Genomic DNA, 18079 nt, shown 5'->3' with positions numbered 1-18079 from the left:
CCCACATGACCCGCTTCAAGATCGTCGCCAGCCTGTTGACCCTGCTATGGCTGGCCGGCTGTTCGGCACTCTCGCCGTACTCCTCGCTGACCAAGCTGAACCTCACGCTCGACGCCAGCGACCAACTCAACCCGGACCTCAATGACCGACCTTCGCCCATCGTGTTGCAGTTGATGGCGCTCAAGCACCCGGTGGCGTTCGAGAACAGTGATTTCTTCAGCCTGTATGAGCGCGCCCAGGACAGCCTTGGCGACGACCTGGTGGCCCGTGAGGAACTTGAACTGCGCCCGGGGGAGACCCGCCAACTGAAGCTCAGCCTGACCCGTGGCAGCCGTTATGTGGCGGTGCTCGCGGCCTACCGGGATCTACCCGAAACCCAGTGGCGCTATGTGATTCCAGTGCGTGAACAGGCGCTGAACCGGGCCACGCTGAAACTCGAACGGGACGGTATTCGCAGCGTCGTCGAGACACTTGCCCGGCAAGGTAACGGACGATGAAGTCGCACAAGGTCATCTGGCAGGAAGGCATGCTGCTGCGCCCGCAGCACTTTCAGCACAACGACCGCTATTACGACGATCAACTCAAGGCCCGCACGCAACTACTGGGGCGTTACCAGTGGGGCTTCCTCAACCTGGAAATCGACCTGCACTTCCTTAGCATGGGCAAGCTGGTGGTCAGCCGCGCCTCGGGGGTGCTGCCCGACGGCAGCCTGTTCAGCCTCGATGGCAGCAGCGAGCCGCTGGCGCTGGATGTGCCTCCCAATACCGCCAACACACCGGTGTTTCTCGCGCTACCGCTGGTCACCGGCAACCATGTCGAGGCGCGACGCAGCAGCCAGCCCGATGTGCTGACGCGCTACACAGTATTCGACACCGAGGTGAGTGATTCCAATGCCGGCGACGATTCCACTAGCCAGATCAGCTGTGCGCGCCTGGACTTCCGGCTGTTGCTGGGCGAGCAGCAGAACGATCAGGCCTACGTGAAACTCAAGCTCTGCGACATCCTCGATACCTCGCCGGACGCTGCCGTCAGCTTGGATGCGAATTTCGTCCCAAGCTTCATTCATGTGCATGCCTCGCCCTATCTGCAGGCCTGCCTGAAGGAGGTGATCACCTTGCTCGACAATCGCGGCGAGGCGTTGGCCGAGCGTATCCAGTCGAACGGCAAGGTCGGCGGGGCCGAAGTCGGCGACTTCCTCATGCTGCAGTTGATCAACCGTACCAGCGTGGTATTGCGGCATTTCATGGACTTGCCGCAGGTCCACCCCGAGGAGCTCTATCGCGCTTTGCTGGGCATGCTTGGCGAGCTGTCGACCTTCGGCAGCGAGAGCAAACGCCCGCGAAGCGACAGCCAATACCAGCACAACAACCAGGGGGCGAGCTTTCGCCAGCTGATGGGCGCTATTCGCCACGTGTTGTCGCTGGTGCTGGAACAGCATGCCATCGAGCTGCCGTTGGAGGGACGCAACTTTGGCGTCCAGGTGGCCAAGCTGAACGATCGCAGCCTGTTGACGGAGGCCACGTTCGTGCTCGCTGCCAGCGCCGCGTGCAGCCCCGAAGACCTGCGCAAGCGCCTGCCGGTGCACCTCAAGGTAGGTTCGGCCGAGCAGATTCGCGACCTGGTCAACCTGCACCTGCCGGGTATCAAGCTGCGACCGTTGCCGGTGGCGCCACGGCAGATACCGTTCCATTCGGACAAAACCTACTTCGCCCTCGATTTCAGCGCCGATGACCTTGCCCAGATGGAGCGCACGGCCGGTTTCGCCTTCCACGTTTCTGGTGAACTTGTGGAACTCGAATTGAAATTCTGGGCCATCAGGAAGGCATGAGATGAGCAAGGACATGCACTTGGCGATGGACGAAAAGACCATCCTGGTCAATGCGCACGGCGAGCGTCCGCGCCAGGAAACGTTGACCGATGCTGCCCACGCGCCGCGTTATGAGGAGTTGGAACAACGCATGGTCTATGCGGCCAACTGCGCGCCGCTGGAGCGCTTCAACATTGGCATAAACCCGTTGCTGAGTGCGGCGGCACCGCTGTTTTCGCTGCTGGTGCGGGTCAAGACCGAGGTTGAGCTACCGAAGATCGACACCTTGCGGGATACGTTGAAGGCGCATCTCCAGTACTTTGTCGACCAGACCCGCTACGCCGGGCTGAGCGAGCTGGAGATCCGCACTGCGCGTTATCTGCTCTGTACGGTCACCGATGAAACGGTGGTCACCACCCCCTGGGGCAATGACAGTCGCTGGTCGGACCACGGCCTGCTGAATGAGCTGCATGAAGAATCCTCCGGGGGCGAAAAATTCTTCGAACTGGTCGACCTGGCCGGGCGTGACCCGATCAGGAACCTGGCCACCATGGAACTGATGTTCATCTGCCTGTGCCTTGGCTTCGAGGGCAAATACCGCTTGCAGGCGCGCGGAATGATCGAGCTGAACAACGTTCGCGACAGCCTCTATCGGCAGATCCGCCATGTCCGCGGCGATATTCCACGGGAACTCTCGCCCCAGTGGGAAGGCTTGCGCGCGCCACGCCAAGGGGTGGTGCGCATCGTGCCTGGCTGGTTGCTGGCGGCCATCTCGGCAACCTGCCTGGTGGTGATGTTTTCCGGTTTTGCCTTCGTGCTGGGCGAGAAGCGCGAAACGGTGTTGCAGCTGTATCAACCGCTCGCGTCCAGCGTGCTTCAGCCCCATCCGTAATCTCAGGGACGTGTGATGAAAAACTTCTTTATTAAGTGTTGGGGGGTGTTGCGCCAGAGCTGGTTGTGGAGCTTGCTGCTGGTACTGCTCGGCGCGCTGCTGGTGTGGTGTTTTGGGCCGCTGCTGGCGGTGGACGATCAGCGCTTCTGGGCAAGTGTCAGCGCCCGTCTGGTGAGTATCGGCGTGCTGTTTCTGCTGTGGGGCCTGAGCCGGGTGTTTGCCCGCTGGCGCCGTAACCGGCGCCGCCAGGATGCCGCGAATAGCGGCGAAAGCCCGTTGCTACGGGCCCGACAGGTGGACATCAGCGAAGCGCAAGCCAGCCTGCGCAAGCGCTTCAAGGAAGCGCTGGGTATTCTCAGAACCAGCAGCCTTTATGGCGGCCACAGCGAGCGCTGGCGCAGCGACTTGCCCTGGTATCTGCTGATCGGTCCGCAGGGCGCCGGCAAAACCAGCCTGCTTGAGCACTCCGGCCTGGATTTTCCACTGAACAAGCTTGAGCGCAAGCTCGGGCGCGACGACAGCGGCAGCGCGGAGTGCGACTGGTACTTCGGGGAGTATGGGGTGCTGATCGACACGGCTGGCCGCTTCCTGGAGCAGGGTAATGCGCCGGTTGATGGCAGCGCCTGGGCAACGTTACTCACGCTGTTGCGCTCGCGTCGACGCGCCCGGCCGCTCAATGGTGTGCTGGTGGCTGTGCCGGTTTCGCACCTGCAGCGCACTGACCTCAAGGGTATGGAAACCTTGGGTCAGTTGATCCGCGAGCGCTTGCAGGAGGTGCACCGGCACCTGCACATGGATGTGCCGGTGTATCTGCTGTTGACCAAGGCCGACTGTGTGCCGGGCTTCGATACCTACTTCGACTCGCTGTCGCGGGAGGAGTGCGAGCAAGTGCTCGGCACCAGCTTTACCCGCGCGCAATGCGGCTCGGATATCGACGTGCTGAATCAGCAGTTCGACGAACTGGTTGCGCGCCTGAACGCGCAGGTGATCACTCGCCTGCAACAGGATCGCGACACCCAGCGGCGTGGCCTGATCCTCGATTTCCCGATCCAGTTTGCGCGCCTTGGCGGCAATCTTGCGCAGTTGGTGGACAGTGCCTTTACCGGCAACCGCTATCAGCGCGCCAGCCAGTTGCGTGGTTTCTATTTCACCAGTACCGCGCAGCGTGACGCGCCGGTCGACAACGGCACCCCGCTGAGCCCGTCGACGTTCACCGCCGGGCGGCGTTCGCGCTTTATCTACAACCTGTTCGCCCGGGTGATTTTTCCCGAAGCTGAGTTGGCCGGCCTGGACACGCGTGAGACCCGGCGTATCAACTGGCGGCAGCGTGGGCTGTTCGCCGCTGCGCTGGCCTGCCTCGGTCTGTTCGGCGTGGCGTGGGCCAACAGCTTTCTGGCCAATGAACGCAGCCTGGAAACACTGCGTGAGCTGGCCGAGCAGTCAAGCCGGCAGCAGGCCGCGCTGACGACTCACGACGATGCCGCCTTGTTGCCGCTGCTCGCCAGCCGCTATGCGGCGACCCAAGTGTTCCCGGCCACGGGCGATGCTGCGCTGATCGAGCGCGCCGGTCTGTATCAAGGCGCGTCGAGCAATCCGCGGTTGCTGCAGGCCTACCAGCGTACGCTGGCACAGGCGCTGTTACCCAGGGTTGCGCAGGGGCTGGAGGCCCAGATTCGCGTGAGCCTCGGCAGCCGCGAACAGCTACTCGGCGCCCTGCGCGCGTACCTGATGCTTGGCCTGCCGGATCGACGCGACCCTGCTGTGCTCAGGGAGTGGATGGCGGCCGACTGGTCGCGGCGACATGCGGGCAACACGGCCGTGCAAAGCGGCCTCAACGAGCACTTCGGACGGCTTCTGCAGCAGCCGTTCAGCTATCCGTTGAACGACGTATTAGTGGCTCAGGCGCGCAAGGTGCTGCGCCGCGAGTCGCTGGCGACCGTGGTCTATCGGGTACTGCGCGAGCAGGCCCGCGGGTTGCCTGACTATCGCCTCAGTCAGCAGTTGGGCGCCCGTGGTGCGCTGTTCGAAGGCAGCGATTACCTGATCCCAGGTTTCTACACCCAGAAAGGCTACCAGCACTACTTCATTACCCAGGGCCTGAGCCTGGTGCGCGACATCCTCCAGGACAACTGGGTGCTGGGTGAAGGCAGCAGCCTGAGCGGCCTGGACATGCGCCGGTTGTTGGTCGAGCTGGAGCAGCTGTACTTCGCCGATTACGCCAACCACTGGAGCGAGGCGCTCAATCGGCTCGGCTTGCCAGCATTTGCCGATGCACAGGATGGCGCCGACAGGATCCTCGGCCTGACCGCGGCCAACTCGCCGCTGCTGCAATTGCTGGTAGAGGTTCGCGAGAACACCCGCTTCCCGTTGAACGCCGATAGCGCGGCGCTGCCAGCGGTCGCCGAACAGGTTGCTGCGACGCTGGCCAACGCCGGCAAAGCGGCGGCGACGGCGGGCAAGGCACTGTCGAGCAAGCTCCCGGACACCGCGCGTAAATCCCTGGAGCGGCGCTTCGAACCGTTGCATCGACTGCTTGACGATAACAATGGCCCGGCGGCCGATCTTGTTCCGGCCTTGCAGGCGCTCAACGACGTACAGTTGCAGTTGGCTGCCCTGAGCCGCGCGAGCCAACCGGAACAGGCGGCCTATGAACTGGCGAAGCAGCGCATGGCTGGCCAGCGCGATGCGCTGAGTAGCTTGCGCGTGGCGGCCGGGCGTCTGCCGCGGCCAGTCAGCGCCTGGCTTAGCGGCTTGGCCGAGGACGCCTGGATGCTGGTGTTGTTCGACGGCTATCGGTTCCTCAATCAGCAGTACCAGACCGAGCTGTACAGTTTCTACGACAAGGCGTTGAAACAGCGCTATCCGTTCTTCGCACACAGCGGCAGCGATGTCGCGCTCAACGATTTTCGCGAGTTCTTCAAGGCGCAGGGCCTGGCCGAGCGCTTCTTCGACAGCTACCTCAAGCCATTTGTCAGCGGCGAGGCCGGGCATTACCGCTTGCGCAGCGTGGACGGGCGCAGCCTGCCGCTGTCCCGCAGCTTCCTCGAACAGATGAGCAACGCCCAGACCATCCGCCGCAGCTTCTTTGCCGAAAATCCCAACGAGCCGCAGGTGCAGTTCAAGCTTGAACCCTACACCCTCGACCCTGGCGTCAGCCGCGCCGAGTTCCGTTTGGGTAACCAGCAGATGGTCTATCGTCATGGGCCGATCACGCCGATGGCCTTCACCTGGCCGACCAGTGCAGAGGACGGCCGCACCAGCCTGGTACTGCAAGAGCAGGGCGGCAAGGCCCTGGGGATCGAGAAGAACAGCGGCGCCTGGTCGCTGTTCCGCCTGTTCGACCTGATGCAGACCGAGTACCAGACGGGGCGCGATGTGCTGATGATCAAGGCCCGGGTGGGCGGTATGCAGGCTAATTACCTGGTGTTCAGCCAGCGCTCGCCGAACCCGTTCGACCTGAGCGCGGTGCGTGGCTTCCGCCTGCCGGCGACGCTTTGATGGCCGCCGTGCGCAGTGCCGGGCGTACCGATCGGGGCAAGGTGCGAACACGCAACGAAGACGCCTTCCTCGACTGTCCAGAGCGTGGTCTGTGGGTGGTTGCCGATGGCATGGGTGGGCATCAGGCCGGCGACCTGGCTAGCCAGATGGTGGTGGCCGGGCTGGACGCCCTGACCCTGGCTGGGTCGTTCGACGATCAACTGCGCCAGGTGCGCCAGTGCCTGCACTGGTTGAACCGGCGGCTGACGCAAGAGCTGACGGTGGTTGCCGAGCGCGCCGACAATATCATGGGTAGCACGGTGGTGGCCTTGCTCCTGGAGGACAAGCGGGCTGCGTGCATCTGGGCCGGCGACAGCCGGTGCTACCTGTGGCGGCAGGGGCGCTTGTTCCTGCTGTCGCGCGATCACTCGTTGCGCCAGCAACTGATCGACGAACAGCAGTTGAGTGGCGAGCAGGCGCGTCAGCATCCCTCGGCTCATGCCTTGACCCGCGCGTTGGGTGCCAGCGCGACGCTCAAGCTGGAAATCCTTGAGCTGGAGGTGGCGCGCGGCGATGTCTTTCTGTTGTGCAGCGATGGTTTATACCAGCCGCTCAGCGAGCCGGTACTGGGGGCGGCGCTGGACCAGCATGCCCCCGCCCGGGCCCTTGAGCATCTGTTCGACAAGGCGCTGCACGGCCGCGCCGCCGACAACCTGACCGCGGTGGTAATCCGCACATGAACGAGTGGATGGCGGCCGACCTGGCGATTCGTTCGGCGGGGGGGATTCCCGATGTGCTCAGTGGCCGCTATCGCCTGGAGGGGCTGTTGGGCGCTGGTGGTATGGGGATGGTCTACCGCGCCCGTGACCTGTTGTTGGAACAGTTCGGCGACCCGGCACCTTACGTCGCGCTCAAGCTGTTGCGCGAAGATGTTGCCGACTGTCCGGATGCCGCCGCCTTGCTCTACGGTGAGTTTGCCCTGACCCGGCACTTGCAGCACCGCAATATTGTTCGCGCGTTCAGTTTTGAAGTGGATACGCGCTTTCGCCAGGCCTATTTCACCATGGAACTGCTGCGTGGCATGCCGCTGGATCGCCTGCTCTGCGAACACCCGCAAGGACTGGCCTGGACACGTGGGCGCGGTATCGCGCTGGCTTTGCTGGATGCCGTGGGACATGCGCATCGGCAAGGGGTGGTGCATGGCGACCTCAAACCCGGCAACCTGCTCCTCGGGGAACAGTACGTGCACCTGTTCGATTTCGGCCTGAGCCAGCCCTGCGCCGGTGAGTTTGCCGATCTTCCGCGCCTGAGCCGTAGCCGCTTCAATGCCTGGACGCCAGGCTATGCTGCGCCGGAGTTGTTCGAGGGGGCGGGATTATCGCAGGCCACCGATCTCTATGCCGCGGCCTGCGTGATCTACGAGTTGGCAGGCGGTAAGCATCCACTTCGCTACCTAAATGCCACGCAGATTCGCGAGCAGCCAGCAGCCCCTCATCTACTGCGTCCTGTGCAGTTGCCGGCCAGCTGCTGGCCAGCGCTGCGCTCGGCACTGGCGCTAAACCCGGAGGCACGCCGCATCGAGATTGATGGCTTGCGCGAAACCTTGGCCAACAGCACTTCAAGCTGGCTGCCGGGTTGTTTTCGCCGGTACGGCAGTCGGTGCGCGGCACGGTGAGCCGTGATGGCAATGTGCTTGACGGTCGTTGGTGCTACCGTAGACTGGCGCGATCTTGTCGGTCATCACGGAGGTTGCGGGTATGGAGTCATCAGGTATCGAGCCGACGGGTTACAGTAGCCGACCCCTGTGCGCCCGGCTGAATGCTCAGGTCGACCTGCCGCCACTGCTGGCGGCCCTGGCTGCGATCGAGCCGGCGCAGTGGCAGCCGCACTTCAATCAGCACTATTTCAACGGTGACTGGAGCGGGGTGGCACTGATCGCTCCGGCCGATGCGAGTAGCGAGCTCGCGCCCGGTACTGGGCCGGCCGTCCAGCGCCCGGCATGGTTGAACGACAGCCGCTGGCAGCAGGGGCTGGGCCATCTGCCACTGGCGATCCGCAGTGCCCGGCTGCTGCGTCTGGGGCCTGGGGCACAGATTCATGAACACCGCGACTACGATCTCGGCGGGCCGGATGCCGATCTGCGCTTGCACATTCCCTTGCTCAGCCCTGAGCAGGTCGACTTCATGCTCGAGGGGCAACGCATCCCGATGCGGGCCGGCGAATGCTGGTTTCTTGACCTGGAGAGGCCGCACAGCGTCGACAACCATGATCAACTGCCACGTATCCATCTGGTGCTCGACTGTCGGCCGACGCCCTGGTTGCTGGACGCCGTAGCCGCTGGCCTGGCGACGACCCCGGCGACCGGCGAGGGCCGCAGAGCACGGGCGCTGGCCGAGTTTCGGCGCTGGCTGAGCGCTTCGCCGCTGGCCTGCTGGGAGCTTCAGGCATTGACCGATGTGGAACAGTTTATCGATCGCACCCTGGCCCTGGCTGCCGCCCAGGAGCTGCTATTAGACCGTCAACAGGTGCTCGCGGCCATGCGCCAGGGCCGGCAGCGCTGGAGTGATCAATGGAAGGTCTGAATTTGCACGGCTGGTTGCCGATCAGCGTTTTTCAGCGAGACGGCCGGTGGTGGGTGGACTGGTGCTGGTTCGGCACGCAACGCCTGTCGCAGCCGTTCTTTCGCGATGCGGTGGACGACGCCTTGCGCCTGCCGTTCAACCAGGCTTTTCGCCGTGAGACGCCGCTCGCGGCGTTGAGCGAGTGGCAACGGCAGAGCCCCGGTGTGGCGCCAGCGGCGTTCGTCTATCACGCCTCGCGCTGTGGCTCGACGCTGATCAGCCAGATGCTGGCGCGGCTCGACAGTCATGTGGTGATTTCCGAGCCGCCGGCGCTCGACACACTGCTGCGCTGCGATTTGCCGGATGCCGAGCGGCGGGCGGCCATCGCCGGGCTGCTCTCGGCCTACGGTCAGGTTCGCAGCGGCTCGGAGCGGGCCCTGGTGATCAAGCTGGATGCCTGGAATATCTTCGAGCGGCCCTTGCTGCGCAGCTATTTCCCGCAGGTACCGTGGCTGTACTTGTACCGCGAGCCGCTGGAGATTGCCGTGTCGCATTTGCGTCGTGCAGGCCTGCAGATGATTCCGGGCCAGCTCGGAGTCGCGCGACTGGAGGGATCGCAGCCGTTCAGCGGACGTGAGGACGATGTGGCGCGGCGTATTGGCGAGCTGTTGACCGGAGGGCTGGAGCAGTGCGCGGTCGAGCCAGTGCTGCTGGTCAACTACAGCGAGTTGCCAGGGGCGATGAGCGGGCGTCTGGCGACGTTTTTCAGACTGGCAGCGGAGGAGGTCGAGCTGGCGCTGGGCGCTGTCGGCCAGCATGCCAAGTCACCGGAGCAGGCCTTTGTGCCGGACAGTCAGGATAAGCGTCGGGAAGCGTCGGCGCTGTTGCGCGAACGGATTGGCTATTGGGCGCTGGAGGCTTATGCCGGGCTGGAGCGGGAGCGGTTGCGTCAGGTCTGAACGCTGACAGGAACACTGCGAGCCACTGCGGTGGCAAACTGGCGTTGCCAGCGATCAGGGCCACCTTGGCCCCATCGCCGGCAACGCCGGCTCCCACAGGAATGCGCGCTTATTCCTCGTGCGGTTCCCAGTCACGGGTACGATCCACCGCTTTCAGCCAGCCGGCATACAGCTTCTCTTTCTGCGCTTCTTCCAGCTGCGGGGTGAACTCGCGCTCGATGATCGCCTTACCGCGCAGCTCGTCCAGCCCACTCCAGAAACCGCAGGCCAGGCCAGCGAGGTAGGCCGCGCCCAATGCAGTGGTTTCGCGCATCTGTGGACGCTCGACACAGGTACCGAGAATGTCGGCCTGGAACTGCATCAGGAAGTTGTTGGCCACCGCACCACCATCGACGCGCAGCGCGCTCAGGCGCTCGCCGCAATCCTGCTGCATGGCGTCCAGCACGTCGCGGGTCTGGAAGGCAATCGACTCCAGCGCGGCACGGATGATGTGATCGACCTTGACCCCACGGGTCAGGCCGAACAACGCACCGCGGGCATACGGGTCCCAGTACGGTGCGCCGAGGCCAGTGAATGCCGGTACCAGGTACACGCCGTTGCTGTCCTTGACCTTGCTGGCAAAGTATTCGGTGTCGTGGGCGTCGTTGATGATCTTCAGTTCGTCACGCAGCCATTGCACGGTAGAACCACCGTTGAACACCGCACCTTCCAGCGCGTAAGCCACTTCGCCACGCGGGCCGCAGGCGATGGTGGTGAGCAGGCCATGGGAGGATTTCACCGCTTTGTCGCCGGTGTTCATCAGCAGGAAGCAACCGGTGCCATAGGTGTTTTTCGCTTCGCCTGGCTCCACGCACATCTGGCCGAACAGGGCGGCCTGCTGGTCGCCGGCAATACCGGCAATGGCGATGCCGCTCTTGGTATGGCCATACACTTCGGACGATGAACGCACCTGCGGCAGCATCTGCTTCGGAATGTTCAGCACATCGAGCATCTTCTCGTCCCACGCCAGCGTGTGGATGTTGAAGAGCATGGTGCGCGAGGCGTTGGTGTAGTCGGTGACATGCACCTTGCCGCCGGAGAACTTCCAGATCAGCCAGGTATCGACGGTCCCGAACAGCAGCTCACCGCGTTCGGCGCGCTCGCGGGCGCCTTCGACGTTGTCGAGGATCCATTTGAGTTTGGTGCCGGAGAAGTACGGGTCGGTCACCAGGCCGGTGGTGTCGCGGATGTAGTCCTGCAGGCCGTCACGCTTGAGCTGTTCGCAGATCTCGGTGCTGCGGCGGCACTGCCAGACGATGGCGTTGTACACCGGGCGACCGGTTTCCTTGTCCCACACCACCGTGGTTTCACGCTGGTTGGTGATGCCGATGGCGGCCACCTGGTTGTGGCTCAGACCAGCCTGGGCCAGGGCTTCGACCATGGTCGCGCTCTGGGTGGCGAAGATCTCCATCGGGTCGTGCTCGACCCAGCCGGCTTGCGGATAGTGTTGTGCGAATTCGCGCTGGGAAGTACCCACCACGTTGGCGTCACGGTCGAAAATGATGGCCCGCGAACTGGTCGTGCCCTGGTCCAGGGCAATGATGTAGTTCTTGTTCTGGGTGTCTGTCATGTCGTTGGCCTTGCACGTAATAAGTGGAGGTCAGGGCTGGGCGAGCGCGGCTCGCCGTAGCGGCCTCAGGATGCCTGGGTTTTGCCCTGAGCTGTGTCGTCGGTTGCGGTGACTGCAGCAGCCGCCTGAGGCAGGCTGCGGGCAAACACGCCGCGATAAAGCGCAGCGCCGAGGGATGCCCCTATGATCGGCGCAAAGATCGGAATCAGGAAATAGGGAATATCTCGGCCACCGGTAAAGGCAATATCGCCCCAGCCGGCGAGGAAGGTCATGATCTTCGGCCCCAGGTCACGCGCCGGGTTCATCGCGAAGCCGGTCAGCGGGCCCATGGCGCTGCCGATGACGGCGATCAGCAGACCGATCAACAGGGGCGCCATGGCGCCGCGTGGCAGGCCGTTGTTGTCGTCGGTGATGGCCATGATCACGGCCATCAGGATAGCGGTGATGATCACCTCGACCAGGAACGCTTGGCCGGTGGACAGGGCCGGGTGCGGATAGGTGGAGAATACCGAAGCCAGCTCCAGGCTGGCCTGGCTGCCGCGGACCATGGCATGCGCCTGTTCGTAATCGAAGAACAGGGTGCTATAGAGCGCGTAGACCAACGCTGCGCCGCAGAAGGCGCCAGCGATCTGGGCAACGATATAGAACGGCAGTTTGTGCTTTTCGAAACCGGCGAACAGGCTCAGGGCAATGCTCACGGCCGGGTTCAGGTGTGCGCCGGAAATGCCCGCGGTGAGGTAGATTGCCATGCTCACGCCGACGCCCCAGATGATGCTGATTTCCCACAAGCCAAAGCTGGCGCCCGCGACCTTGAGGGCAGCAACGCAGCCGGTACCAAAAAAGATCAGCAGCGCGGTGCCGAAAAACTCGGCCAGACATTGGCTGGATAGCGTCGGTTGTTGCACAGCGGTCGTCATTCGTTACCTCGGTTTTTGTTGTTGTGAGGCGCTGTGAGCGCTCGACAAAAACCCGGCCGAAATCCCCATTTCGGTCGGGCAGTGGTAGAAATGCACCGTATCGGTGCACTTCCTGTATTCAGAATCGAAAAAATATAGACAAGAAACGCTTATGTCAAAGGTCGAAAGTGAACCATCATTCACATTCTGACTATTGGTTTGGCTGATGACGCCTACAGAGGCGCGGCCGTGAGCGTTTGCGACGCGGGTGGACGAGTGGTTGCCTGCGCTAATTTGCCCTACAGTAACCAGCGAAAACCTGTAGAGCCCCTTGCCTGGAGTCCCGCATGACCCCCGCCCTGGATTTGTTGAAAAAGGTTCGCGCCGAACATCGCATCCACAGTTACGAACATGACCCCAAGGCCGCTTCGTATGGCCTGGAAGCTGCCGAAAAACTTGGTCTGGCACCGAATCGGGTGTTCAAGACCCTGCTCGCAGCCAGCGAGAAGGGCGAGTTGCTGGTGGCGGTGGTCCCGGTGGTGGGCAGTCTGGACCTGAAGGCGCTGGCTCAGGCGGCAGGGGTAAAGAAGTGCGAGATGGCCGACCCGGCGGCGGCGCAGCGCTCCACTGGGTATTTGCTCGGCGGCATCAGCCCGCTGGGGCAGAAAAAGCGCTTGCGCACATTTGTCGACGAGACGGCGCAGCCCTTCGAGACTATTTATGTCAGCGCCGGGCGGCGAGGTCTGGAGGTGGAGCTGTCGGCGGCAGTCTTGGCCGAGCACACCCAGGCCAAATTTGCCATGATCGGGCGCGAGTAACGGCAATCAACCCTGTAGGAACCGGCCGGCGCCTACAGGGGGCAACGGCAGGCTCAGAGCGTCGAGCTGTAGCGTCGTACGCCGTTGTCTAGCGGGTGCAATTGCGCCGCCACCGTACCGGGTACCGCGAACAGCACCAGGTGATCGGCGGCCACTTCGATGCCCACTTCGCTACCGACCTGATGGTCGACATGGCTCGGGAAAATCGCTTCCAGCTGGCTGCTGGTTGGCAGTTGCAGGCGATACAGGGTCGAGGCACCGAGGAAGCTCTTGCCGACGATTGTGGCCTTCAGCGCGCTGTGTGGCGCATGGATGATATCGTCCGGACGCAGCAGTACGTCCACTGCGCTGCCTGCTGGCAGCGTGTAAGCTCGGTTACCGCGCAGCTCGCCAAGCTCGGTCTGCACCGATTCCGGGCTGAGCATCTGCCCGCGAATGAAGTAGCCCTGGCCGATGAAGCTCGCCACGAACGGCGTGAATGGCTCGTGGTAGAGGTTGTATGGGGTATCCCACTGCTCCAGTCGGCCTTCCTTGAATACACCGACATGGTCGCTGACGGCAAACGCTTCCTCCTGGTCATGGGTGACCAGAATCGCGCTGGTGCCGCGGCTTTTCAGAATGTCGCGGACTTCATGGCTGAGGCGCCGACGCAGTTCGACGTCGAGGTTCGAGAACGGCTCGTCGAGCAGCAGCAGTTGTGGTTCCGGCGCCAGCGCGCGGGCGAGGGCCACACGCTGTTGCTGACCACCGGACAATTCGTGCGGATAGCGCCCGCCCAGGCCACCGAGCTTGACCAGTTCGAGCATTTCCTCGACCACCTGGCGCTGCTGCGGGTGCTTGCCGATGCCGAATGCGATGTTTTCGGCGACGGTCAGGTGTGGGAACAGGGCGTAGTCCTGAAACACCATGCCGATCCGACGTTTCTCCGGCGCCAGGGTGAAGCCGGCCTTGGAGATGACCTCGCCCGCGAGGGAAATTTCCCCTTCATGCACCGGCTCGAAGCCGGCAATGGCGCGCAGGGTGGTGGTTTTGCCACACCCCGAGGAGCCCAGTAGACAACCGATGTCGCCGGCATTGAGGTGCAGGTTGAGGTTCTGGACGATACGCGCCTCGCCATAGCCGCAGGCGAGGTTGCGCAGGTTGAGCAGTAGAGGTTGACTCATGCGTGGTGATAGGCCGGTTCAACAAGAAATTCGAGAAGCGCCTTCTGTGCATGCAAGCGGTTTTCGGCCTGGTCCCAGGCGACCGAGCGGGGGTCGTCGAGCAGGTCCAGGCTGATTTCCTCGCCACGGTGGGCGGGCAGGCAGTGCATGAACAGGGCATCGGGTGCCGCCAGGTCGAGCAGTTCGCGAGTGACCTGGTACGGCGCAAACTGCGCCAGACGCCGGGCAGTTTCCTCCTCCTGACCCATGGAAGTCCAGACATCGGTGCTCACCAGGTGGGCATCGCGCACGGCTTCTTTCGGGTCACGCACTACGTGCACACGGTCGCCAGCCTTGGCCAGGAACGTGGCGTTCGGTTCGTAGCCCTCGGGGCAGGCGATGCGCAGCTGGAAATCGAACTGGCTGGCAGCTTCTATATAGCTGTTGCACATGTTGTTGCCGTCGCCGACCCAGGCCACGGTCTTGCCCTGGATGTTGCCACGGTGTTCGAGGAAGGTCTGCATGTCGGCCAGCAGCTGGCACGGGTGCAGGTCGTCGGACAGGCCGTTGATTACCGGTACCCGCGAATTGGCGGCAAATTCGGTCAGGGTGCTGTGGGCAAAGGTACGGATCATCACCGCATCGAGCATGCGCGACATGACGATGGCGCAGTCGCCGATCGGCTCGCCACGGCCCAGTTGGGTGTCGCGCGGCGAGAGGAAGATGGCCTGGCCGCCTAGCTGGATCATGCCGGCTTCGAACGACAGTCGGGTGCGGGTCGAGGATTTTTCGAAGATCATCCCCAGCACGCGGTTTTTCAGCGGCTCGAAGAGTACGCCGCGGTTACGCAGGTCTTTCAGCTCGATCCCTCGGCGGATCACACTGACCAGCTCTTCGGCGGTGAAATCCATCAGGGAGAGAAAGTGCCTAGCGCTCATCATTGACTACCTTTTTGCAACAGACCGCAGGTTCAAAAGCCGGTTTTCAGAAAAAACGGGAGTGACCTGCGGCGTAAGCCGCACGGGGCGACGAAATAGGGGAAGGCGCAATACTATAATTAAATGTCGCGTCTTACCAAGAGGGGCGTGCAAATCGGACGCTGCCGAATGTGTTGCAAACCATTGGTTGGCTTATTTTTTATGGGCAACCACGGATCTTTTTACACTGCCGGTTGTTCGCTTGGCAATGAAAGGCAGCGTTCTGGAACCATCGTCCGAGTGATGCCGGGCGATTCACGCGGCGAACGTTTCTGGTGATGTGCGCAGGCCAGGGCCATAGTCGAGGCTGGCTTACCCACCGCGACCCAGAACAAGAGGCGGCCATGAACAAGACCGTGCACCACCGCGCCTGTCACCTGTGCGAGGCCATTTGCGGCCTGACCCTCGAAGTCACCAGCGAGGAGGAGGGCGGCCCGCGCATCAGCTCGATCAAGGGCGATGCCCAGGACCGTTTCAGCCGCGGGCATATCTGCCCCAAGGCGGTGGCGCTGCAGGACATCCAGAATGACCCCAATCGCCTGCGCAGCCCCATGCAGCGGATCGGCGAGCAGTGGCAGCCGATCAGTTGGGAGCAGGCTTTCACCCTGGCCGGGGAAAAGCTCTGGGCCATCCAGCAGCGCCATGGACAGAACGCAGTGGCGGTGTATCAGGGCAATCCGAGCGTGCACAACTACGGGCTGATGACCCACAGCAACTACTTCCTGGGCCTGCTGAAAACCCGCAACCGCTTCTCGGCGACCTCGGTCGACCAACTGCCGCAGCACCTGACCAGTTACCTGATGTATGGCCATGGCCTGCTGCTGCCGATCCCGGACATCGACAACACCGATTTCATGCTGATTCTCGGCGGCAACCCGCTGGCCTCCAACGGCAGCATCATGACCGTACCGGATGTGGAGAAACGTCTGAAGGCCATTCAGGCGCGTGGCGGCACGCTGGTGGTGGTCGACCCCCGGCGCAGCGAAACCGCAGCCATGGCCGATCAGCACCTGTTCGTGCGCCCCGGTGGCGATGCGGCCTTGCTGTGTGGCGTGCTCAATACCCTGTTTGAAGAGGGCCTGACCCGCGGCAGCCATTTGCCGGTGCGCGGGCTGGACGAGGTGCGCGAGGCGCTGCAGCCGTTCACTGCCGAAGTGATGAGCCTGCTCTGCGGGATCGACGCTGGATTGATCCGGCAGTTGGCGCGGGATTTCGCCGCGGCCGACAAGGCCGTGTGTTACGGCCGGATGGGGCTGTCCACCCAGACCTTCGGTACGCTTTGCCACTGGCTGGTGCAACTGATCAACCTGGTCAGCGGCAACCTGGATCGGGTCGGTGGCGTCCTGTGTACCGAGCCTGCCATCGACCTGGTGGCCAGCACCGGCGGCGGTCACTTCAATGCCTGGCAAAGTCGTGTGTCCGGCTTGCCGGAGTATGGTGGCGAACTGCCGGTGGCGGCGCTGGCGGAAGAAATGCTCACCGCTGGCGAAGGTCAGGTGCGGGCGCTGGTGACGGTGGCCGGCAATCCGGTGTTGTCCACGCCCAACGGCCGTCAGTTGGAACAGGCGCTGGAAGGGCTGGAGTTCATGCTCTGCATTGACCTGTATATCAACGAGACCACGCGCTACGCCGACCTGATCCTGCCATCGACTTCGTCGCTGGAGAACGATCACTACGACACCACCTTCAATCTGTTCGCCGTGCGCAATGTCAGCCGTTTCAACCGGGCGATCCTGCCCAAGCCGGATGGCGCATTGCACGACTGGGAGATTTTCGTCGGGCTGGCCAAGGCCTTTGCAGCCATCTCGGGTAAGCCGCTCAAGCCGACCCTGCCGCCGGCGCAGATGATCGACATGGGGCTACGCGCCGGGCGCTATGGCCAAGGTTCGGCGTTCGACTTGTCGCTCAGCACCCTGGATCGCTATCCACATGGCATCGACCTGGGGCCGTTGCAGCCGAATCTGGCCGCGCGCCTGAAAACCCCCGGTCAGGCGGTCGAGGCGGCGCCGCCGGAGATTCTTGCCGATCTGCAGCGCTTCGCCGCGCAGCAACCGCCGAGCGCCGCTCAACTGCTGCTGATCGGCCGGCGGCATGTGCGCAGCAACAATTCCTGGATGCACAACTTCCATCGTCTAGTGAAGGGCAAGCCGCGCCATCAGTTGTTGATGCACCCGGACGATATGGCTGGGCGCCACCTGCAGGACGGTCAGCGGGTGCGGGTGCAGTCGCGGGTCGGCAGCATCGAGGTGGAAGTTCAGGCCAGCACCGAGATGATGCCGGGGGTGGTCAGCCTGCCGCACGGCTTTGGCCATGCACGTCCTGGCGTGCAGCTGGACATCGCACAGGCGCAGCCGGGGGCGAGCGCCAACGATCTGACCGACGAGCGCCAACTGGATGCGCTGTCGGGCAATGCGGCGCTCAATGGGGTGCCGGTGGACGTGGTTGCGGCCTGATATCGGCAAGGCCGAGCGTCGTGCTCGGCTTTCCGATACAATGCGTCACCGTGCCGACAACCAGGTCGGAAAGTTCAGCCGCGAGGTGCTTCATGGATATTATCGAAACAATCAAAGAGCAGATTGCCAACAACACCATTCTGCTTTACATGAAAGGCTCGCCGAATGCCCCGCAGTGCGGTTTTTCGGCCAAGGCAGCACAAGCTGTAATGGGTTGCGGCGAGAAATTCGCTTACGTGGACATCCTGCAAAACCCGGAAATCCGCGCCAACCTGCCAAAGTACGCCAACTGGCCAACCTTCCCACAACTGTGGGTTGGCGGTGAGCTGGTCGGCGGTAGCGACATCATGATCGAGATGTTCGAAAACGGTGAGCTGCAGACCCTGATCAAGGATGCTGCTGCCAAGGCAGAAGCTGCCAAAGCCTAAAAGCATCGCGGGATGAGCCCGCTCCTACAGAAAAAGCACTGTGGGAGCGGGCTCGTCCCG

15 protein-coding genes are annotated in these 18079 nt (G+C 63.0%); 11 read left to right on the top strand and 4 right to left on the bottom strand.

Features of this window, described 5'->3' with window-relative positions:
• The first annotated feature begins 5 nt into the window (after positions 1 to 5).
• From tssJ to DCO48_RS14935, 8 genes are all read left to right on the top strand, one after another.
• On the top strand, positions 6 to 497 hold the full coding sequence (gene tssJ, locus DCO48_RS14970) for a type VI secretion system lipoprotein TssJ (RefSeq protein WP_116551396.1): 492 nt from the start codon (positions 6 to 8) through the stop codon (positions 495 to 497).
• A complete protein-coding gene (gene tssK, locus DCO48_RS14965) occupies positions 494 to 1828 on the top strand; it encodes a type VI secretion system baseplate subunit TssK (RefSeq protein WP_116551395.1) in 1335 nt (444 codons plus the stop codon). Before tssJ ends, tssK begins: the two co-directional genes overlap by 4 nt.
• 1 nt (position 1829) lies before the next feature.
• The gene (gene icmH / locus DCO48_RS14960) at positions 1830 to 2699 is read left to right on the top strand and encodes a type IVB secretion system protein IcmH/DotU (RefSeq protein ID WP_116551394.1); all 870 of its coding nucleotides are present in this window, start codon (positions 1830 to 1832) and stop codon (positions 2697 to 2699) included.
• 15 nt (positions 2700 to 2714) lie between these two features.
• Positions 2715 to 6197, top strand: a complete 3483-nt coding sequence (gene tssM, locus DCO48_RS14955; RefSeq protein ID WP_116551393.1) for a type VI secretion system membrane subunit TssM — start codon at positions 2715 to 2717, stop codon at positions 6195 to 6197.
• Complete coding sequence (locus DCO48_RS14950; RefSeq protein WP_116551392.1) at positions 6197 to 6916, top strand: PP2C family serine/threonine-protein phosphatase; 720 nt, start codon at positions 6197 to 6199, stop codon at positions 6914 to 6916. Before tssM ends, DCO48_RS14950 begins: the two co-directional genes overlap by 1 nt.
• Positions 6913 to 7851: a serine/threonine-protein kinase gene (locus tag DCO48_RS14945; protein WP_116551391.1), complete on the top strand. Its 939-nt coding sequence runs from the start codon at positions 6913 to 6915 to the stop codon at positions 7849 to 7851. Before DCO48_RS14950 ends, DCO48_RS14945 begins: the two co-directional genes overlap by 4 nt.
• 82 nt (positions 7852 to 7933) lie before the next feature.
• Positions 7934 to 8758, top strand: coding sequence for an aspartyl/asparaginyl beta-hydroxylase domain-containing protein (locus DCO48_RS14940; protein ID WP_116551390.1), 825 nt, complete (start codon positions 7934 to 7936; stop codon positions 8756 to 8758).
• Entirely contained in the window at positions 8746 to 9696 is a 951-nt protein-coding gene (locus DCO48_RS14935; RefSeq protein ID WP_116551389.1) for a sulfotransferase family protein, read from the top strand. The genes DCO48_RS14940 and DCO48_RS14935 overlap by 13 nt, the downstream gene beginning before the upstream one ends.
• A gap of 109 nt (positions 9697 to 9805) precedes the next feature.
• On the opposite strand, the gene glpK is transcribed toward DCO48_RS14935, so the two are convergent.
• Complete coding sequence (gene glpK, locus DCO48_RS14930; RefSeq protein WP_116551388.1) at positions 9806 to 11305, bottom strand: glycerol kinase GlpK; 1500 nt, start codon at positions 11303 to 11305, stop codon at positions 9806 to 9808.
• Positions 11306 to 11370: 65 nt separating this feature from the next.
• A complete protein-coding gene (locus DCO48_RS14925) occupies positions 11371 to 12222 on the bottom strand; it encodes an MIP/aquaporin family protein (protein ID WP_116551387.1) in 852 nt (283 codons plus the stop codon).
• 326 nt (positions 12223 to 12548) lie between these two features.
• Here DCO48_RS14925 and ybaK point away from each other — a divergent pair, with 326 nt between their 5' ends.
• On the top strand, positions 12549 to 13019 hold the full coding sequence (gene ybaK / locus DCO48_RS14920) for a Cys-tRNA(Pro) deacylase (protein WP_116551386.1): 471 nt from the start codon (positions 12549 to 12551) through the stop codon (positions 13017 to 13019).
• Between the two features lie 53 nt (positions 13020 to 13072).
• Here the strand turns inward: ybaK and DCO48_RS14915 are convergent, their stop codons facing one another.
• Together DCO48_RS14915 and argF are read right to left on the bottom strand one after the other, a co-directional pair.
• Positions 13073 to 14182, bottom strand: coding sequence for an ABC transporter ATP-binding protein (locus tag DCO48_RS14915; RefSeq protein ID WP_116551385.1), 1110 nt, complete (start codon positions 14180 to 14182; stop codon positions 13073 to 13075).
• Entirely contained in the window at positions 14179 to 15099 is a 921-nt protein-coding gene (gene argF, locus DCO48_RS14910) for an ornithine carbamoyltransferase (RefSeq protein WP_116551384.1), read from the bottom strand. The genes DCO48_RS14915 and argF overlap by 4 nt, the downstream gene beginning before the upstream one ends.
• A gap of 383 nt (positions 15100 to 15482) precedes the next feature.
• On the opposite strand from argF, the gene DCO48_RS14905 reads away from it, so the two are divergent.
• Positions 15483 to 17591 carry a molybdopterin oxidoreductase family protein gene (locus DCO48_RS14905; RefSeq protein ID WP_116551383.1) on the top strand — a complete coding sequence of 703 codons (2109 nt, stop codon included), beginning with the start codon at positions 15483 to 15485 and terminating at the stop codon, positions 17589 to 17591.
• Positions 17592 to 17683: 92 nt separating this feature from the next.
• On the top strand, positions 17684 to 18019 hold the full coding sequence (grxD, locus tag DCO48_RS14900) for a Grx4 family monothiol glutaredoxin (protein WP_116551382.1): 336 nt from the start codon (positions 17684 to 17686) through the stop codon (positions 18017 to 18019).
• The last annotated feature ends 60 nt before the right edge of the window (positions 18020 to 18079 follow it).

The sequence above is a fragment of the Pseudomonas sp. SDI genome (assembly GCF_003105155.1).
Lineage (GTDB): Bacteria > Pseudomonadota > Gammaproteobacteria > Pseudomonadales > Pseudomonadaceae > Aquipseudomonas.
Note: the sequence above shows the minus strand (reverse complement) of the source record. Positions and strands in the feature narration are given on the sequence as shown.

Bases quoted from the DNA above. Each gene is read 5' to 3' on its own strand.
- DCO48_RS14915 (WP_116551385.1), bottom strand. From the start codon at position 14,182: ATGAGTCAACCTCTACTGCTCAACCTGCGCAACCTCGCCTGCGGCTAT.
- DCO48_RS14925 (WP_116551387.1), bottom strand. From the start codon at position 12,222: ATGACGACCGCTGTGCAACAACCGACGCTATCCAGCCAATGTCTGGCC.
- DCO48_RS14940 (WP_116551390.1), top strand. From the start codon at position 7,934: ATGGAGTCATCAGGTATCGAGCCGACGGGTTACAGTAGCCGACCCCTG.
- DCO48_RS14945 (WP_116551391.1), top strand. From the start codon at position 6,913: ATGAACGAGTGGATGGCGGCCGACCTGGCGATTCGTTCGGCGGGGGGG.
- ybaK (WP_116551386.1), top strand. From the start codon at position 12,549: ATGACCCCCGCCCTGGATTTGTTGAAAAAGGTTCGCGCCGAACATCGC.
- DCO48_RS14905 (WP_116551383.1), top strand. From the start codon at position 15,483: ATGAACAAGACCGTGCACCACCGCGCCTGTCACCTGTGCGAGGCCATT.
- tssJ (WP_116551396.1), top strand. From the start codon at position 6: ATGACCCGCTTCAAGATCGTCGCCAGCCTGTTGACCCTGCTATGGCTG.
- DCO48_RS14935 (WP_116551389.1), top strand. From the start codon at position 8,746: ATGGAAGGTCTGAATTTGCACGGCTGGTTGCCGATCAGCGTTTTTCAG.
- tssM (WP_116551393.1), top strand. From the start codon at position 2,715: ATGAAAAACTTCTTTATTAAGTGTTGGGGGGTGTTGCGCCAGAGCTGG.
- grxD (WP_116551382.1), top strand. From the start codon at position 17,684: ATGGATATTATCGAAACAATCAAAGAGCAGATTGCCAACAACACCATT.
- tssK (WP_116551395.1), top strand. From the start codon at position 494: ATGAAGTCGCACAAGGTCATCTGGCAGGAAGGCATGCTGCTGCGCCCG.
- icmH (WP_116551394.1), top strand. From the start codon at position 1,830: ATGAGCAAGGACATGCACTTGGCGATGGACGAAAAGACCATCCTGGTC.
- glpK (WP_116551388.1), bottom strand. From the start codon at position 11,305: ATGACAGACACCCAGAACAAGAACTACATCATTGCCCTGGACCAGGGC.
- DCO48_RS14950 (WP_116551392.1), top strand. From the start codon at position 6,197: ATGGCCGCCGTGCGCAGTGCCGGGCGTACCGATCGGGGCAAGGTGCGA.
- argF (WP_116551384.1), bottom strand. From the start codon at position 15,099: ATGAGCGCTAGGCACTTTCTCTCCCTGATGGATTTCACCGCCGAAGAG.